General features: G+C 56.5%; 14 protein-coding genes. 8 read left to right on the top strand and 6 right to left on the bottom strand.

Translation table 11 applies throughout. From position 1 onward, the window contains the following. Positions 1-619: 619 nt before the first annotated feature. The 3 genes from VGE55_RS02865 to purN all read right to left on the bottom strand — a co-directional run bounded on the left by VGE55_RS02865 (position 620) and on the right by purN (position 3,991). A complete protein-coding gene (locus tag VGE55_RS02865) occupies positions 620-1,816 on the bottom strand; it encodes a DesA family fatty acid desaturase (RefSeq protein WP_331130213.1) in 1,197 nt (398 codons plus the stop codon). Between the two features lie 153 nt (positions 1,817-1,969). Then, positions 1,970-3,334, bottom strand: a complete 1,365-nt coding sequence (locus tag VGE55_RS02860) for an RsmB/NOP family class I SAM-dependent RNA methyltransferase (RefSeq protein ID WP_331130212.1) — start codon at positions 3,332-3,334, stop codon at positions 1,970-1,972. Between the two features lie 3 nt (positions 3,335-3,337). After that, positions 3,338-3,991: a phosphoribosylglycinamide formyltransferase gene (gene purN, locus VGE55_RS02855; protein WP_331130408.1), complete on the bottom strand. Its 654-nt coding sequence runs from the start codon at positions 3,989-3,991 to the stop codon at positions 3,338-3,340. 115 nt (positions 3,992-4,106) lie between these two features. On the opposite strand from purN, the gene VGE55_RS02850 reads away from it, so the two are divergent. The 6 genes from VGE55_RS02850 (at position 4,107) to VGE55_RS02825 (ending at position 11,419) form a co-directional block, all read left to right on the top strand. Continuing rightward, a complete protein-coding gene (locus VGE55_RS02850) occupies positions 4,107-5,063 on the top strand; it encodes a bifunctional riboflavin kinase/FAD synthetase (RefSeq protein ID WP_331130211.1) in 957 nt (318 codons plus the stop codon). Between the two features lie 3 nt (positions 5,064-5,066). Beyond that, a complete protein-coding gene (gene ileS / locus VGE55_RS02845; protein ID WP_331130210.1) occupies positions 5,067-7,868 on the top strand; it encodes an isoleucine--tRNA ligase in 2,802 nt (933 codons plus the stop codon). Next, a complete protein-coding gene (gene lspA, locus VGE55_RS02840; protein ID WP_331130209.1) occupies positions 7,861-8,454 on the top strand; it encodes a signal peptidase II in 594 nt (197 codons plus the stop codon). The genes ileS and lspA overlap by 8 nt, the downstream gene beginning before the upstream one ends. Then, positions 8,451-9,689, top strand: a complete 1,239-nt coding sequence (gene coaBC / locus VGE55_RS02835) for a bifunctional phosphopantothenoylcysteine decarboxylase/phosphopantothenate--cysteine ligase CoaBC (protein WP_331130208.1) — start codon at positions 8,451-8,453, stop codon at positions 9,687-9,689. The genes lspA and coaBC overlap by 4 nt, the downstream gene beginning before the upstream one ends. 20 nt (positions 9,690-9,709) lie before the next feature. Continuing rightward, positions 9,710-10,162 (top strand): dUTP diphosphatase, encoded by a 453-nt coding sequence (gene dut / locus VGE55_RS02830; RefSeq protein ID WP_414674946.1) that lies wholly within the window; start codon positions 9,710-9,712, stop codon positions 10,160-10,162. Positions 10,163-10,243: 81 nt separating this feature from the next. After that, entirely contained in the window at positions 10,244-11,419 is a 1,176-nt protein-coding gene (locus tag VGE55_RS02825) for a diguanylate cyclase domain-containing protein (RefSeq protein WP_331130207.1), read from the top strand. Here VGE55_RS02825 and clpA read toward each other — a convergent pair. Further along, the gene (gene clpA / locus VGE55_RS02820; protein ID WP_331130206.1) at positions 11,344-13,668 is read right to left on the bottom strand and encodes an ATP-dependent Clp protease ATP-binding subunit ClpA; all 2,325 of its coding nucleotides are present in this window, start codon (positions 13,666-13,668) and stop codon (positions 11,344-11,346) included. The two genes, VGE55_RS02825 and clpA, sit on opposite strands and share 76 nt — an antisense overlap. Beyond that, the gene (clpS, locus tag VGE55_RS02815) at positions 13,665-13,973 is read right to left on the bottom strand and encodes an ATP-dependent Clp protease adapter ClpS (protein WP_256764307.1); all 309 of its coding nucleotides are present in this window, start codon (positions 13,971-13,973) and stop codon (positions 13,665-13,667) included. The genes clpA and clpS overlap by 4 nt, the downstream gene beginning before the upstream one ends. Positions 13,974-14,338: 365 nt before the next feature. Here clpS and VGE55_RS02810 point away from each other — a divergent pair, with 365 nt between their 5' ends. Then, positions 14,339-14,560 (top strand): cold-shock protein, encoded by a 222-nt coding sequence (locus VGE55_RS02810; RefSeq protein ID WP_331130205.1) that lies wholly within the window; start codon positions 14,339-14,341, stop codon positions 14,558-14,560. Positions 14,561-14,694: 134 nt separating this feature from the next. Here the strand turns inward: VGE55_RS02810 and icd are convergent, their stop codons facing one another. Next, on the bottom strand, positions 14,695-15,942 hold the full coding sequence (gene icd / locus VGE55_RS02805) for an NADP-dependent isocitrate dehydrogenase (protein WP_331130204.1): 1,248 nt from the start codon (positions 15,940-15,942) through the stop codon (positions 14,695-14,697). A gap of 179 nt (positions 15,943-16,121) precedes the next feature. On the opposite strand from icd, the gene VGE55_RS02800 reads away from it, so the two are divergent. Further along, on the top strand, positions 16,122-16,613 hold the full coding sequence (locus VGE55_RS02800) for a DUF192 domain-containing protein (RefSeq protein WP_331130203.1): 492 nt from the start codon (positions 16,122-16,124) through the stop codon (positions 16,611-16,613). The last annotated feature ends 15 nt before the right edge of the window (positions 16,614-16,628 follow it).

Below are 16,628 nucleotides of genomic sequence, written 5' to 3'. Positions count from 1 at the left end.
ACCCGCTCGGTGAAAAGCTCGGCGGGTTTTTTGTTGCCCGTGCCTTTTGATTGCCCCCCAGCAACACCGGCAGCCCGTGCCTGTTTATTGCCCCTTGATCAACACCGGCAACCCGTGCCTGTTTATTGCCCCCCAGCAACACCGGCAACCCGTGCCGAACGCCCCCCCCGAAAGTAAAGGTTGCCCCGCGCCTTCGAACCGGACCGATAACTCGCCACTGCGTGGCTCAAACATCTCGGTCCGCGTGTTCGAATGCTGTGCGGGTCAAGCCGATCGGGGGACTGACTGTTCGGCACCGGGCACACCGGCATTGCTAGGGGCGCGGCCTGCGCGGTTAAACTCCCCTGCAGCGACAGTCAGGGCCATTGGCCCGAGCGTGACAAACAGGCGCGGTGGGCCAAGCTCAAAGAGTTGGCCCAGAGGTCGATCCCGACTCGCTGTTTGGAGGGGCGACCTCAGCGATCGTGCGGCTCAGCGAGGGAAACACCAATGGACCGTCGCAAAGGGGTGTGACCGCGCGGAGCCACAAATCTATCCATGCGCAATGCGCACACCAAGCCGACAAACAAAAACGCCCCGGCGAACCGAGGCGTTTCAGCATTCAATCCAGCGATTCAAATCACGCAGCGTACCGGCGAATCCGCAAGGACATGTCCTGCAACCACTGGTTACCGCTCTGCTCAGCTTTCTCACACCACTGCTGCAGATGGGTCAGCATTTGCTCCTTGCTCAGGTTGGTCCGCTCCCAAATCACGCGGAGCTCGCGGCGCATTTCAACCAAACCACGAATGAGGGACGACTGGGCACACAACTGCTCCAGTTCCATGCGCTGTGCATCACTCAGTTTGGCTTCATCGATGGACAACAGTTTTTTGGCCTTGGCCAGCACACTGCGCTCTTGGGCGCTTTTAGCCTGCTGCTTTAAACGGGCAGCCTCTGCGCGGAAGGCTTTGCGCATGGAACTGGCGTAGCGGGCCATCACGTCATACCGGTGGTTAATCACCGCTTGCACAGTGACCAAATCCAGGCTGGCCTTGCTTTTGGACGCAAAGCGCGGCCGCTGGGCCACTTTTTTAACCTTGACCAAACCCAAAAAGCTGAAGATGCGGATGTACATCCAACCAATGTCGAACTCATACCACTTGGAACTGAGCTTTGCCGATGTGGCATGGGTGTGGTGGTTGTTGTGCAGCTCCTCGCCACCAATCAGGATGCCCCAGGGGAAAATATTGCGGCTGGCATCCACACAATCGTAATTGCGGTAGCCCCAGTAGTGGCCAATGCCATTGATCACACCCGCAGCCAACACGGGGATCCACAACATCTGGATGCCCCAAATGCTGACACCGGGGAAGCCAAACAGGATGAATTCCAACACCAACGTTACACCTACACCCTGCCAAGGAAAACGTTCGTACACATTATTTTCCAACCAGTCGTTGGGGCAACCATGGCCATAACGGGCAATGGTTTCGGCATTGTTGGCCTCAGCACGGTAAAGCTCAGCACCCTGCCAAAAGACGGTCTTCAAACCCCGTGTTTGAGGGCTGTGAGGGTCATCGGGCGTTTCACATTTGGCATGGTGTTTGCGGTGAATGGCGGCCCAGGCACGGGTGCTCATGCCGGTGGTCAACCACAGCCAAGCCCTGAAGAAATGGGCCAATGCCGGGTGTACATCCAGGGCGCGGTGGGCTTGTGCACGATGCAAATACACGGTGACCGCCACAATCGTGATGTGGGTGGCAATCAGTGTGTAAATCACCATTTCAGTCAATGAAGCCCCGGTGATCCCGGAGGTCAGAAAATCAGCAATCATGGTCACAATCTCAAAAAAGAGTGGTTCTGTTAACGGCAGCTCTTTTCGTCCTCTGCATGCTTCTGAAGCGGCCGCAATTCAATTTCAGTGCACAACTGTACTTTATAAAGCGAATGATGTTTGGAATTTCTCTTCGGGAAATTTTCAGACGGATTACGCTTTGGACCGTTGCAACACTGCTGCAAAAAACCCGTCCGATTCGCCATCTTCAGGCCACAACCGGAGCATGTCTGCCGTGGTGTCGGCCTTTGAAGGGCGTTCGTTGGGGTTGAGCACTTCCGTCCAGCGACGCAGGCGAAACTCAGGATGCGCCGCCAGGAAGGCTTCCACCACACGCTCGTTTTCATCCTGCAAAACACTGCATGTGACGTAGATCAAACGCCCATCGGGCTTCACCAGTTTGCTGGCGTGCTCGATGATCGACATTTGTTTCTGATTTAATTCTGCCAGACTTTGCAAATCCTGTCTGAATTTTAGATCCGGGTTACGCCGCAGGGTTCCCATGCCCGTGCAGGGTACGTCCACCAACACCCGGTCTGCCTTGCCGTAATACTTGTTCAGGCGTGGGTCGGCCTCGTCATTGATCACCAGGGTGTAGAAGTTGCTCATGCCTGCGCGGGCCGCGCGGGGGCGGAATTTCTGCAGGCGGCGTTCGGATGTGTCCAGCGCAACCACACGACCCGTGTTTTTCATCAATGCAGCAATGGCCAGGGTTTTACCACCCGCACCGGCGCAAAAATCAACCACCAGGTCACTCCGACGGGGGGCCACCAAGCGGCTCACCCACTGGCTACCAGCGTCCTGAACCTCAAAAGCACCCTCCTGAAACAACTCGGTTTTGCCCAACGCAGGCTTGCCATCAACCCGCAAGGCATCGGGCAGGCCTTCAATCGGTTCGCTCTTCACACCCATGCCAGCCAAGGCTTGCTGAAGCTCACCCACGGTTATTTTCAAGGTATTCACCCGCACATCCAACGGGGCTGCCTGCAACACAGCCTGTGAAAAAGTTTCTACGCGGTTTGGACCAAATTGTTCCAGCAGCTTGGCGGTCAGCCAGTCGGGCAAGCAGGTACGGGGTTCAGACGCCAAGTCGTCCGCCGACACGTTGATAACACGGCTTAACCACTCGTTGTCACTTTGACGACCCGCCGACCAAATCGGCTCGGGGGCACCGGACCACAACAGCGCCAACTTGGCCTGACGCATCAAGGCTGGGCCTTCCGCCGCCTGCGCCAGGTGGTTGATGCGGAACCGGTAGCGCAACCAGCAATACACGGCTTCGGCCACCAGCGGACGGTCTCGACCACCCAGCTCGGGATGGTCTTTGAAAAAGCGGGAAATGGTGGCATCGGCCGGCCCCTCGAACTGGTCAAGGAGGTCAATCAGCTGGGCCACTTGGCTCACCAGCCCAAAACGGGACACAGCCCCTTGACGCGGCTCACCCGCGCGACCGCGACCACCGCTCTTGTTGGCCTGCGGCTTGCGGAAGGGGGTATTTTTTTGCTTGGAACCCGTCATGGTTCAATGTCCTTTGTTCGAAATGTCAATCAACAGCGGGGCATCCAGTGCGCCGTTTACCCGCAAGCTGCCCGAGGCTTCCGTCCAGTTCAGTCGACCCGCGCACAACCCGGCCAAAGCCCTGGGAAACAGCCGGTGCTCCAGCTGCAACACCCGCGCGGCCAGGGTTTCGGCGGTGTCATCGGGCAACACCTGCACGGCCGCTTGGTCCACAATCGGCCCATGATCCAACTCGGGCGTCACAAAATGCACCGTGGCGCCGTGTAAACGTACACCGGCCTCAATGGCCTGCTGATGGGTTTTAAGACCCGGAAACGCGGGCAACAGGGACGGATGGATGTTGATCAACCTTCCCAGGTAGCGGTTCACAAAACCGGCCGTCAGCACCCGCATGAAACCGGCCAGCACCACCCAATTGGCCTGAAAACCGTCGACCAACTGCGCCAACTCGGCGTCGAAAGCTTCGCGACTGTCAAACAGGGTGTGGTCCAGCACCGCGGTCTCAATGCCAGCGGCGCGCGCCAAATCAAGCCCTGCGGCTTTGGGGCGGTTGGAAATCACGGCTCGGATTTGGTATTCGGACGTCTCTGTTGCGTGGTCGATCAAGGCTTGCAGGTTGGACCCTCGACCCGAAATCAGAATGACCACGGAAGGAATGGATTTTTGCATGGCGCGAGTTTATCACTGCACGGGGAAAAAAGCCCTTGTTTTCAGAATTCAGGCCGTATAATGGCAGGTTGTTTTGCAACTCGACAACAGCCCCGATTCCGGTATGAAAATCATCCGCCGGCCTGGAACCAGCCATGGTCACCAGGGCGCAGCACTCACCATCGGCAATTTTGACGGCGTCCATTTGGGTCATGCCCAATTGTTCCGTGAAGTGGTGCATGCTGCAAAAGCGCAGGGATTGGTGCCCACAGCGGTTACCTTTGCTCCGCACCCCAAGGAGCTGTTCAGCAACAGTTTCAAGCTGGACCGCATTGCCACGCTGCGCAACCGCATCACCGAGATGAAGCGTTGTGGTATTGAACAGGTGTGCATACTGCCATTTGACAAAGCCATGGCCAGCCTGAGCCCTGAGGCCTTTGTGGACGAGGTACTCGTCGGCCAATTGAACGCAAAGCTGGTGTGGGTGGGCGACGATTTTCGCTTCGGGGCCAAGCGCGCCGGGGACTTTGCAGCCCTTCAAACGCTGGGGCAAAGCCGTGGCTTTGAGGTGCGTGACTTGCCCGAGGTGCAACAGCACGGCCAACGGGTGTCCAGCTCCAGCGTGCGCGAAGCACTCAAAGCCGGCCAAATCGCTGAGGCCACAGCCATGCTGGGCCACCCGCTGGTGTACTCCGGCCACATCATTCATGGCAAAAAGCTGGGTCGCACCCTGGGCTTTCCCACCATGAACCTGCACATTCCTGGCCGGGCCAGCGCGCTCAGCGGCATTCTGGCGGTGTGGGTTCATGGGCTTGAGCCGCAGCCACTGCCAGCCGTGGCCAGCTTGGGCGTTCGCCCCACGGTCGAACAATCCGACCTTATTTTGCTGGAAACCTTCATACCCGGCTGGCAAGGCAATGCCTACGGCAAACTGCTCCACATTGAAGTGGCCACGCACATTCGCCCGGAAGCCAAATTCGACGACCTGGACACCTTGGTGGTCCAGATGCATCAAGACACTGAACAGGCCATGGCATTTCTGGCCAGCCACACCCCCCAATTCACCCCTGCAGCCTGCTGAACCATGGATTACAAAGACACCCTCAACCTGCCCGACACCCCCTTCCCCATGCGCGGCAACTTGCCCCAACGGGAACCCAACTGGGTTGAACAATGGTGCCGCGAAGACCTGTACAAGGCCATCCGCCAGTCCAAGGCGGGCAAGCCCAAGTTTGTGCTGCACGACGGCCCACCCTATGCCAATGGCGACATCCACATTGGCCACGCGGTGAACAAAATCCTGAAAGACATCATTGTGAAATGCCGCTGCCTGGCCGGTTACGACGCGCGCTACGTGCCCGGCTGGGACTGCCACGGCATGCCCATCGAAATCCAGATTGAAAAAACCCACGGCAAGGGCCTGCCTACGCTGGAGGTGCAGGAAAAAAGCCGCGCCTACGCCACCGAACAAATCGAGCGCCAGAAGAAGGATTTCATTCGCCTGGGTGTGTTGGCCGATTGGACCAACCCCTACAAAACCATGAATTTCAAAAACGAGGCCGACGAACTGCGCGCCTTGGGCAAAATTCTGAAGGCGGGGTATGTGTTCCGTGGACTGAAACCCGTGAACTGGTGTTTTGATTGCGGCTCAGCACTGGCCGAAGCTGAGGTGGAGTACAAGGACAAGCAAGACATTGCCGTGGATGTGGGCTTTGCCTTCAATGCGGCCACGCTGGACAAATTGGCCAGCGCCTTCAATGTGCCCACCGACACACTGAAGGCCAAGCCGGGTCAATTGGTTATCTGGACCACCACACCGTGGACCCTGCCGGCCAACCAGGCCCTGAACGTTCACCCTGAGTTGGTTTACAGCTTGATGGATGTGGGCAGCAAGTACCTGCTGCTGGCGCAAGAGCGTGTGAAGCCCTGCCTGGAAAGCTACAGTCTGGAAGGCACTGAAGTGGCCTCGACCACGGGTGCGCAGCTTGAGGGCCTGGCTTTTCACCACCCCTTTTACGATCGCCTCAGCCCCGTGTATTTGGCCAATTATGTGAGCACCGATGCGGGTACCGGCATTGTGCATTGCTCCCCCGCCTACGGTGTGGACGACTTCATCACCTCGAAAGCCTACGGCCTGAAAGACGCCGACATCATCAACCCGGTGATGGGCAATGGTGTGTATGTCGATTCACTGCCCTTCTTTGGCGGCCTGCACATTTGGAAAGCCAACCCGCTGATTGTTGAGAAACTGATCGAGACAGGGGCGCTCATCAAGCAACTCAAATTTGGCCACAGCTACATGCACTGCTGGCGCCACAAAACACCGGTCATTTACCGCGCCACTTCCCAGTGGTTTGCGGGTATGGATGTTGCCCCCAAAGACGGCACTGGCACATTGCGCGAAAAGGCACTGGCCGGCGTTGAAGCCACCCAGTTTTACCCGGCATGGGGCAAGGCGCGCCTGCACGCCATGATTGCCAACCGCCCAGACTGGACCTTGTCACGCCAACGCCAATGGGGTGTGCCCATGGCCTTCCTGGTGCACCGTGAAACCGGGGAATTGCACCCCCGCACCGACGAATTGATTGAAGTGATCGCCCAGCGCATTGAACGCGAAGGCATTGAAGCCTGGCAACACATCACGGTGGAAGAACTGATTGGTGCGGAGGCGAAAGACTACGTCAAAAACCCGGACACACTGGATGTGTGGTTCGACTCGGGCACCACCCACGAAACCGTGCTGCGCGGCAGCCATGCCGATGAAAGCCACTTCCCGGCAGACCTGTATCTGGAAGGCTCGGACCAGCACCGCGGCTGGTTCCACTCCAGCCTGTTGACCAGTTGCATGATCAACGGTGTGCCCCCCTACAAAGCACTGCTGACGCATGGTTTTGTGGTGGATGGACAAGGCCGGAAAATGAGCAAGTCGGTGGGCAATGTGATTGCTCCGCAAGAAGTGACCAACAAAATGGGCGCTGAAATTTTGCGCCTGTGGGTGGCCAGCACCGATTATTCCGGCGAACTCACCATCTCCGATGAAATCCTGAAACGCGTGGTGGAAAGCTACCGCCGCATTCGCAACACCCTGCGTTTTTTGCTGGCCAATATTTCAGACTTTTCTGTAGAGACCCAAGCGGTGTCTGTGGAAGACCTGTCTGAAGTGGACCGCTACGCACTCACACTGCTGGCCAAACTGCAGGATGAATGTGAAGAACACTACACACGCTATGAATTCCACCCCATCGTGAGCAAACTGCAAATTTTCTGCTCTGAAGATTTGGGTGCGTTTTATCTGGACGTGTTGAAAGACCGCCTGTACACCACCGGCGCCAATTCCCGCGCCCGGCGCAGCGCCCAAACTGCGCTGTACCACATCACCCACGGCCTGCTGAAACTGATGGCCCCCATTTTGAGCTTCACGGCTGAAGAAGCATTTGCAGACATGCAAGGCGACGCCAAGCAGCCCTCCGTGTTCTGTGGTGAATTCCATGCAGTGCCGGAAGTACACGATGCAGCGCAGCTTCAAAGCCGATGGCCCAGCCTGCTGGCCCTGCGCGCCCGGGTGGTGAAGGAACTGGAAAACCTGCGCACTGCCGGGCAGATTGGATCGTCCCTGCAAGGCCGGGTGAAACTTGTGCTGCCCGCCGAACTCTATGCAGCATGCGCGGCATTGGGCGAAGACCTGAAATTCCTCTTCATCGTGTCGCAGGTCGACATTGAAGCTGGAGAACAGGAAGTGATTGAAGTCAACACCGCCGAGGGCAAAAAATGTGAACGTTGCTGGCATGTTCGCCCCGACACGGGCGCCGATGAAAACCTGCCTGACCTGTGTGGCCGCTGCGTAAGCAACCTGCACGGCGATGGCGAGGAGCGGGCGCATGTCTAAACCAACACCGCCGAAAGCCAACGTGCAGGCTGCACCCAAAGCGGCACAATCAGGCGCCAAGGTCGCAGTTCGGCCCAACGCACCGGCCAAACCCTCCAAGCGCCCCTCCATACTGCCCTGGCTGGGTTTGAGCATCATCTGGATTTTGCTGGACCAGCTCACCAAGCTGTGGGTGGTTGCGCGCCTGGACCTGGGTGCGGTGGTTGAAGTCACTTCTTTCTTCAACCTGGTGCATGTGCTCAACCCAGGCGCTGCATTCAGCTTTCTGGCCAGCCAGGAAGGCTGGCAACGGCATTTCCTGTCGGGTGTGGCGGTGGTGGCCTCCATCGTGATTCTGTTCATGATGCGCAGTTCAAGCCACCGCAAATTGGCCATGCTCTGCCTGGCCAGCATTCTGGGCGGCGCTTTGGGTAACTTGCTGGACCGCAGCATGCATGGCGCGGTCATTGACTTTCTGGACTTTTACTGGGGTAATTACCATTGGCCAGCCTTCAATGTGGCCGACATGGCGATCAGTATGGGTGCGGTGGGCCTGATCATTGACGAACTGTTGTTCAACAAGGCCGACAAAGCCAAGGGTGCATGAGCAAAAGCGAACTTCCCCAACTTCCTGGCCTGAAGGGCCTGCGACTGGTGCTCGGCGTGTGTGGTGGCATTGCTGCTTACAAGTCGGCTGAACTGACGCGCCTGCTGATCAAGCAAGGGTGTTCGGTTCAAGTCGTCATGACGCCATCGGCCACGCAATTCATCGCGCCCCTCACCTTTCAGGCACTCACCGGCAAACCGGTTTATGTGTCGCAATGGCCAGAAGGTGCCAACGACCGTGGCATGCCCCACATTGACCTGAGCCGGGCCTGTGATCTGCTCTTGATTGCCCCCTGCACCGCCAACTCCATGGCGAAGTATGCACATGGGCTGGCCGACAACTTGCTGGACAACCTGGTGTTGGCCCGCAATTGCCCGTTGGCCATTGCACCAGCCATGAATGTGGAAATGTGGAACAACCCCGCCACACAACGGAACCTGGCACAACTCAAAGCCGATGGTGTGCATGTGTTCGGCCCAGCGCATGGTGAACAAGCCTGTGGTGAAGTGGGTGCGGGCCGCATGCTGGAACCTGAAGAATTGGTGTATGAACTGGCTCAAGCGGTGAGCCCGAAACCGCTTGTGGGTCAACGGGTACTGATTACCGCTGGCCCCACCTTCGAGGCGATTGACCCGGTGCGAGGCATCACCAATCGCTCCAGCGGCAAAATGGGCTATGCCATTGCGCAATCAGCTTGGCTGATGGGCGCACAGGTGACGCTGGTGAGCGGCCCCACCGCCCTGCCCACACCACACGGTGTACAGCGCGTGAATGTCGACAGTGCCAAGCACATGCTGGCCGCAGTTGAAAGCCACATACCCAACACCCAACTGTTTGTGGGCGTGGCGGCCGTGGCGGACTATGGCGTTAAAAACGCCAGCGCACACAAGCAGAAAAAAGTGGACGGTGCTGCGCCAGGCTTGCAGATCGAGTTCGAACTCAACCCCGATATTTTGGCCACGGTGGGTGAGTGGGCCTCAACACGCTACCCGCAACTGACCGTGGTGGGCTTTGCTGCTGAAACCCAGCAACTGGATGAATATGCACAAGCCAAGTTGATGAAGAAAAAGGCGCACTGCATTGTGGGCAACCTGGCGCAGCATGCCTTGGGCGCTGACGAAGTGACGCTCACGGTGTATACGCACCACCATCCACCGGTTGAATTGCCCCACGCCGACAAGTTAACGGCTGCGCTGGAATTGCTGCGCACCTTGCCGACATTACTCCACCAATAAGCCCAACCCATCGCAGCCCCATGAATATTCAAGTAGAACTGAAAGTGCTCGACCCCCGGATGAAAGACTGCCTGCCAGCCTATGGCACGCCGGGCAGTGCCGGCATCGATTTGCGCGCAGCGCTCGAACAACCCTTGACCCTGCAACCCGGTCAAGCAGAGCTGGTGCCCACAGGCCTGTCCATGCACCTGGCCGACCCCAACTACTGCGCCACCATTTTGCCGCGCTCGGGTCTGGGTCATAAAAAGGGCTTGGTCTTGGGCAACCTGGTGGGCCTCATCGATTCCGACTACCAAGGTCCGTTGATGGTCTCCGCCTGGAACCGCAGCAGTGTGCCGGTCGTGATCGAACCCATGGAACGCATTGCGCAAATGGTGATTTTGCCTGTGGCCCACGCTACCTTCAAACTGGTGGATGAATTCGCGCCCAGCCAACGGGGTGAAGGCGGTTTTGGCAGCACTGGGACACGCTAAGCCAAGGAATCGATTTGGTTCTGGGGGAACCACTCCCCCTGGGCACACCACTGACGTGCATACCACCTTGGACACATTGGCATGCACACACACCGTTTGCCCGGCGCCGGGCGAAAAATACACCTGTGGTCCCTGTTGATTTTGCCTTGGTTGGCCGCTGCTGTACTCATGGTTTGGTTAAACAATGCCCGCCAACAGGAGCATCAACATGCACTGACCGCTTTGGCGCTGTCCGACCTCATCGTTCAAAGCCAAGGCCTTCACTGGCTGCATGACACACGAACACCCCTGGCCAATGCGCAATTGGCAGTTGCCGGCTACCCCTCCCCCATGGCGCTTCTCAATCAACTCGATCGCCGTTTGGCCATTCTGGAGCAATTTCCCCACTTCAAGGACAATTCTGCAGCCGGCACCTTGCGCGCATCACTGGAGGGGCTGATCAACATCTACCGAAACAAGTCTGGCGTGAGCGCACAAGCCGATGAACTTCAGCGTAGCCTGAAAGCAGGCAGTCAATATCAGGATGCGCTTCGCACCCTTCAAAACAGGGCCGAGCTGTCTGCATTTGGCAGCAGCCGCATACCGAACATGGTTTGGTGGCTGCTGGCAATCGGTGCCTGGGCAGGGGCAGCAGCCTGCTCGAGCATGGCGTGGCGGGCTTTGCGCGCACCAACAACCAAGGCAGGCACTGGCCCTCAAACCCGCAAGAAACCAGTGCAAATGGGCGGGTGGCTAGAGCCTGCCGCATGGAACAAACGGGTTGGACAACACCTGGATGACTTCTCAGGAAAACCGGAGAACAGTTGTGCCTTGCTGATATTCCGCGTCATGCACTGGGCTGATTATGTTGAAACCTACGGCGAAGAAGCCGCAGAGACGCAGTTTGAGCTTCTGAAACAAACCGTGCTGGGGCACTGTCGACCATGGGACATCTCGACCCGCTTGTCCTCAACCGAATGCGCCATCCACCTGGACCGTTGCCATGCGACCCAAGCCCGTGAACTGGGTAAGCGTTTGTTGAAAAAGCTGGGGGCCGCCAGTTTCGACCTGGAGGTGAAAATGGCAGCCATTGGGGAGGCTCAGGGCATGAGCCTGGATCGCTTGATGGCAGAGGCTGACCTCGCGTTGCACAAAGCCGCTGTGTCGCGGCCAGCACATCGCAAGGTCAAACCAGCCGGGGTTTACTCAACCACCACTTCGGCACCGCTTTCCGACTCTTCACCGGTGGCACCCTCGGTGAATGTCAAGCTGACCTGATCACCTTCTGTGTCGTAATCCACGGTCACCTTGCCACCGTTGACCAACTTGCCAAACAGCAACTCGTCCGCAAGTGCCTTGCGGATGGTGTCCTGAATGAGGCGTTGCATGGGGCGTGCGCCCATCAGGGGGTCGAAGCCCTTCTTGGCCAAGTGCTTGCGCAGTTCGTCGGTGAAAATGGCATCCACTTTCTTCTGGTGCAACTGCTCTTCCAGCTCCATCAGGAACTTGTCGACCACCCGCAGGATGATTTCTTCGTCCAGCGCCCGGAAGGAAATGATGGAGTCCAGACGGTTGCGGAATTCAGGGGTGAACATGCGCTTGATGTCTTCCATCTCGTCGCCCTGCACCTTCGATTCCATGAAACCGATGCCACGCTTGGTCAGGGCTTCTGCACCCGCGTTGGTGGTCATGATGATGATCACATTTCGGAAGTCGGCCTTGCGACCGTTGTTGTCGGTCAAGGTGCCGTTGTCCATCACCTGCAACAAAATGTTGAACACATCCGGATGGGCCTTTTCAATTTCATCCAGGAGCAACACGCAGTGCGGCTTCTTGGTAATGGCCTCAGTCAGCAAGCCGCCTTGGTCAAAGCCCACATAGCCGGGGGGCGCACCAATGAGGCGTGAAACAGCGTGGCGTTCCATGTACTCGGACATGTCGAAACGCAGCAACTCAACACCCAGGATGTAGGCCAACTGCTTGGCCACCTCGGTTTTACCAACGCCCGTTGGACCGCTGAACAAGAAAGAACCAATCGGCTTGTCGGCCTTGCCCAAACCAGCGCGTGACATCTTGATGGCTGCAGACAGGGCTTCGATCGCCGGGTCTTGACCAAACACGGTGGCTTTCAAATCACGGTCCAGGGTCGACAACTTGTTGCGGTCGTCCGTGTTGACCGACTGCGGTGGTATGCGGGCAATCTTGGACACGATGTCTTCGATGTCCGCCTTGGTGATGGTTTTGCGCTGCTTGCTCTTGGGCAAAATGCGTTGGGCAGCACCGGCCTCGTCAATCACGTCAATGGCCTTGTCGGGCAGGTGGCGATCATTGATGAACTTGGCAGACAACTCGGCAGCAGCGGTGATGGCGCCGGCCGAATACTTCACACCATGGTGCTCTTCAAAGCGGCTCTTCAGGCCACGCAGAATTTCAATGGTCTGCTCCACAGTGGGCTCAGACACATCAATTTTCTGGAAGCGACGCGACAACGCATGGTCTTTTTCAAAAATGCCACGGTACTCGGTGAAGGTGGTGGCACCAATGCACTTCAATTGTCCAGAGGACAGCGCGGGCTTCAACAAATTGGAAGCATCCAATGTGCCGCCAGATGCCGAACCTGCGCCAATCAAAGTGTGGATTTCGTCGATGAACAAAATGGAATCCGGATTGGCTTTGAGCTGTTTCAGTACAGACTTCAAACGCTGCTCAAAATCGCCACGGTATTTGGTACCGGCCAGCAAAGCGCCCATGTCCAGCGAGTGCACTTGGGCTGTCTCCAGAATTTCAGGCACATCCCCTTTCACAATGCGCCAGGCCAGGCCTTCCGCAATGGCGGTTTTGCCAACACCGGCTTCACCCACCAGCAGCGGGTTGTTTTTGCGGCGGCGGCACAGCACTTGAATGACCCGCTCCACCTCTTGCTCGCGACCAATCAGTGGGTCGATTTTGCCCTCACGGGCCAAGGCGTTCAGGTTTTGTGTGTACTGGTCCAAGGGGGACTGCTTTTCACCCGACGACTGGGTGGCTTCAGCTTCCTGTTCCTGATTTTCATTTTGCTGCGCCTCGGGTTTGGGTGCGGGCGCTTGCGGCGTCTTGGTGATGCCGTGAGAAATGTAATTCACCACATCCAGGCGTGTAATGCCTTGCTGGTGCAGGTAGTACACCGCGTGGGAGTCCTTCTCGCCAAAAATGGCCACCAGCACGTTGGCGCCGGTGACTTCCTTTTTGCCATTCGACGTGCTTTGCACATGCATGATGGCGCGCTGAATCACCCGCTGGAAACCCAGTGTGGGTTGTGTGTCGACCTCGTCTTGTCCAGACACCACCGGGGTATTGTCCTTGATGAAGGTTTGCAGGTTCTTGCGCAACTCTTCAATGTCTGCAGAGCAAGACCTCAGCACCTCGGCGGCAGAGGGGTTGTCCAGCAGGGCGAGTAGCAAATGCTCAACCGTGATGAATTCATGCTTTTGTTGACGGGCGTCCACAAAAGCCATGTGCAAACTGACTTCCAACTCTTGCGCAATCATGTTTCCTCCATCACGCACTGCAGCGGGTGTTGGTGCTGCCTCGCAAAACCACTGACCATTTCAACTTTGGTTGAGGCGATGTCTTTGGGATACACCCCGCAAACACCTTTCCCTTCACGATGCACCTTCAGCATGATCTGGGTGGCCTGCTCTCTGCCCTTGCCAAAAAACTTCTGCAAAACAATCACAACGAACTCCATGGGCGTGTAGTCGTCGTTCAAAAGTACGACCTGATACATCGGGGGCAGCTTGGCTTTTTGCGCCTGCGATTCCAGTACCGTAGATGGGCTATTTTGCGAACTCATAACTTCATTGTAATCACTTCTAAAGGGCGTGCAACATGGATTAGAGCCCATTACACCGCCTTTATTGTGGACTGAAAATTTTCCCTGTCGAATCAGTGAAATGCTTCTCGGGATGTTGAAGATCGACCCGAGCAAATTGCAGTGTTAAACCGGTGAAGTCAATCACTCGGAGCGGCGAACCGTTTGGGCGACATCACACCACTCTGTCGTAGACAAGGGGTAAACCCTTAAAAATGTATCTATTGTATGGTTGACCCACCTCAAAACTGCTTCAACAATAGCCCTTAAGCCAGTAGGGACTGGCGAGTTGTCGGAAAGTTCATGCGATCCGACCGAAGTATTTGTTTTTAGAAGGAGGTCTCGCGATGGCGACCGGCACCGTAAAATGGTTCAATGATGCAAAGGGTTTTGGATTCATCACGCCCGATCAGGGCAGCGAAGAATTGTTCGCTCACTTTTCCGCAATCCAGGCATCTGGGTTCCGCTCCCTGAAGGAAGGCCAGAAAGTGTCTTTCGAAGTGGTGGACGGACCAAAAGGCAAGCAGGCACAAAACATTATGGTGATTGAGGCGACCAACGCAGCCTGATAACAATCAGAACAAGGCCCCATACCGAAAAAGAAGCCAGTCCCAAGCTGGCTTTTTTTTCGCCTGCTGCTAGCCCATCGTTGACCAATAAAAAAAGGCCCGTCACCGGGCCTTTTTCATGGATGCAATACGAGTCACATGTTGTCGATCATCACCTGACCGAAACCGGAGCAGCTCACCTGCGTTGCGCCATCCAGCAGACGGGCAAAGTCGTAGGTTACCTTCTTGGACAGGATGGACTTTTCCATCGAGCTGATGATGAGGTCAGCTGCTTCAATCCAGCCCATGTGACGCAGCATCATTTCCGCAGACAGAATTTCGGAACCTGGGTTCACGTAATCCTTGCCAGCGTATTTGGGCGCTGTGCCGTGGGTTGCTTCGAACATGGCAACCGAGTCGGACAGGTTGGCACCGGGGGCAATACCGATACCCCCCACCTGCGCAGCCAGCGCGTCGGAGATGTAGTCGCCGTTCAGGTTCATGGTGGCAATCACACTGTACTCGGCGGGGCGCAGCAGAATTTGCTGCAGGAACGCATCGGCAATCACGTCCTTGATGACGATGTCGCCGTGGGCGGCCTTGATTTTCATCCAGGGACCGCCATCCAGCAACTCGGCACCAAACTCACGCTGGGCCAATTCGTAACCCCACTTGGCAAAGGCACCTTCGGTGTACTTCATGATGTTGCCTTTGTGCACCAAGGTCACAGAGGGCTTCTTGTTGTCGATGGCGTACTGAATGGCCTTGCGGAACAGACGCTCAGTGCCTTGCTTGGAAATGGGCTTGATGCCGATGCCCGATGTTTCGGGGAAACGGATTTTGGTCACGCCCATTTCTTCCTGCAGGAATTTGATGAGCTTTTTGGCCTTGTCGGTTTCGGCTTCGTACTCAATACCGGCATAAATGTCTTCCGAGTTTTCACGGAAAATCACCATGTCGGTTTTGTGGGGCTCTTTCACGGGGCTTGGCACGCCCTGGAAGTAACGGACTGGGCGCAGGCACACATACAAATCCAGTTGTTGGCGCAGTGCCACGTTAATAGAACGGATGCCGCCACCCACGGGGGTCGTCAATGGGCCCTTGATGGAAACCACATAGTCTTTCAACACTTCCAGCGTTTCATCGGGCAGCCACACATCGGGACCGTAAATCTTGGTCGACTTTTCACCCGCATAAATTTCCATCCAGCTGATTTTGCGCTTGCCGCCATAGGCCCTGGCAACCGCCGCATCCACCACGTCAATCATCACTGGAGTGATGTCAAAACCTGTACCATCGCCTTCAATGTAAGGAATGATGGGTTGGTCGGGAACGTTCAGTGAGTAATCGCTGTTGACGGTGATTTTTTCGCCAACTGAGGGAACTTTGATGTGCTGGTACATGGTCTCTCCGATGCTTCTAATTGTTAGAGGGATTACTCTAGTGTAGCCCCTCGAGATTCAAACAACCACAATTATTTCACAATGCGAAAATGCGTTCCTCATTGCGCTATACCGCTATGATAACCGCATCTTCTTTCAGATCTCTGACAGCCTTCCGGAACTTGAGAAACTTTCTGACCATGCTTGCCTGCACCAACCAAAACAATGCATCACGCCGTTTGAGTCCACTGGTTTTAATCAGCATCGTGACGTTGCTGTCGGCATGTGCCGGGGATTCACAGGCAACACCCCGCATGCAACCGCCCTTGCCCACCATTGAGCTGCAAGTGGGAAGCCACCACGTTCAAGCGGAACTGGCCAACACCCCCGACACCCGTCAAATCGGCCTGATGGGACGCAAGCAACTGGGCACCAACCAAGGGATGCTGTTTGAGTTTGATCAGGCTGAGACACAATGCATGTGGATGAAAAACACGCTGATTGATCTGGAGGTGGCCTTCATGAACGATGCAGGCACAATTTTGAACATCGAGCGGATGAAAGCAGGCACCGAAGACATTCACTGCTCAAGGGGCCCTTCAAGGTATGCCTTGGAGATGGGCAAAGGGTGGTTTGGTGAAAAAAGCATCAAACCCGGTTTGACCGTACAAATGCCGCGCATGATGAAATAAAAAAGCCAGCCATGA

Origin of the sequence: Limnobacter sp. (assembly GCF_036405155.1) — a bacterium.
Taxonomy (GTDB): domain Bacteria; phylum Pseudomonadota; class Gammaproteobacteria; order Burkholderiales; family Burkholderiaceae_B; genus Limnobacter.
Note: the sequence above shows the minus strand (reverse complement) of the source record. Positions and strands in the feature narration are given on the sequence as shown.

Coding starts and splice junctions, on each gene's coding strand:
- VGE55_RS02865 (WP_331130213.1), bottom strand. CDS start 1,816: ATGATTGCTGATTTTCTGACCTCCGGGATCACCGGGGCTTCATTGACT.
- VGE55_RS02860 (WP_331130212.1), bottom strand. CDS start 3,334: ATGACGGGTTCCAAGCAAAAAAATACCCCCTTCCGCAAGCCGCAGGCC.
- VGE55_RS02850 (WP_331130211.1), top strand. CDS start 4,107: ATGAAAATCATCCGCCGGCCTGGAACCAGCCATGGTCACCAGGGCGCA.
- ileS (WP_331130210.1), top strand. CDS start 5,067: ATGGATTACAAAGACACCCTCAACCTGCCCGACACCCCCTTCCCCATG.
- lspA (WP_331130209.1), top strand. CDS start 7,861: ATGTCTAAACCAACACCGCCGAAAGCCAACGTGCAGGCTGCACCCAAA.
- coaBC (WP_331130208.1), top strand. CDS start 8,451: ATGAGCAAAAGCGAACTTCCCCAACTTCCTGGCCTGAAGGGCCTGCGA.
- dut (WP_414674946.1), top strand. CDS start 9,710: ATGAATATTCAAGTAGAACTGAAAGTGCTCGACCCCCGGATGAAAGAC.
- VGE55_RS02825 (WP_331130207.1), top strand. CDS start 10,244: ATGCACACACACCGTTTGCCCGGCGCCGGGCGAAAAATACACCTGTGG.
- clpA (WP_331130206.1), bottom strand. CDS start 13,668: ATGATTGCGCAAGAGTTGGAAGTCAGTTTGCACATGGCTTTTGTGGAC.
- clpS (WP_256764307.1), bottom strand. CDS start 13,973: ATGAGTTCGCAAAATAGCCCATCTACGGTACTGGAATCGCAGGCGCAA.
- VGE55_RS02810 (WP_331130205.1), top strand. CDS start 14,339: ATGGCGACCGGCACCGTAAAATGGTTCAATGATGCAAAGGGTTTTGGA.
- icd (WP_331130204.1), bottom strand. CDS start 15,942: ATGTACCAGCACATCAAAGTTCCCTCAGTTGGCGAAAAAATCACCGTC.
- VGE55_RS02800 (WP_331130203.1), top strand. CDS start 16,122: ATGCTTGCCTGCACCAACCAAAACAATGCATCACGCCGTTTGAGTCCA.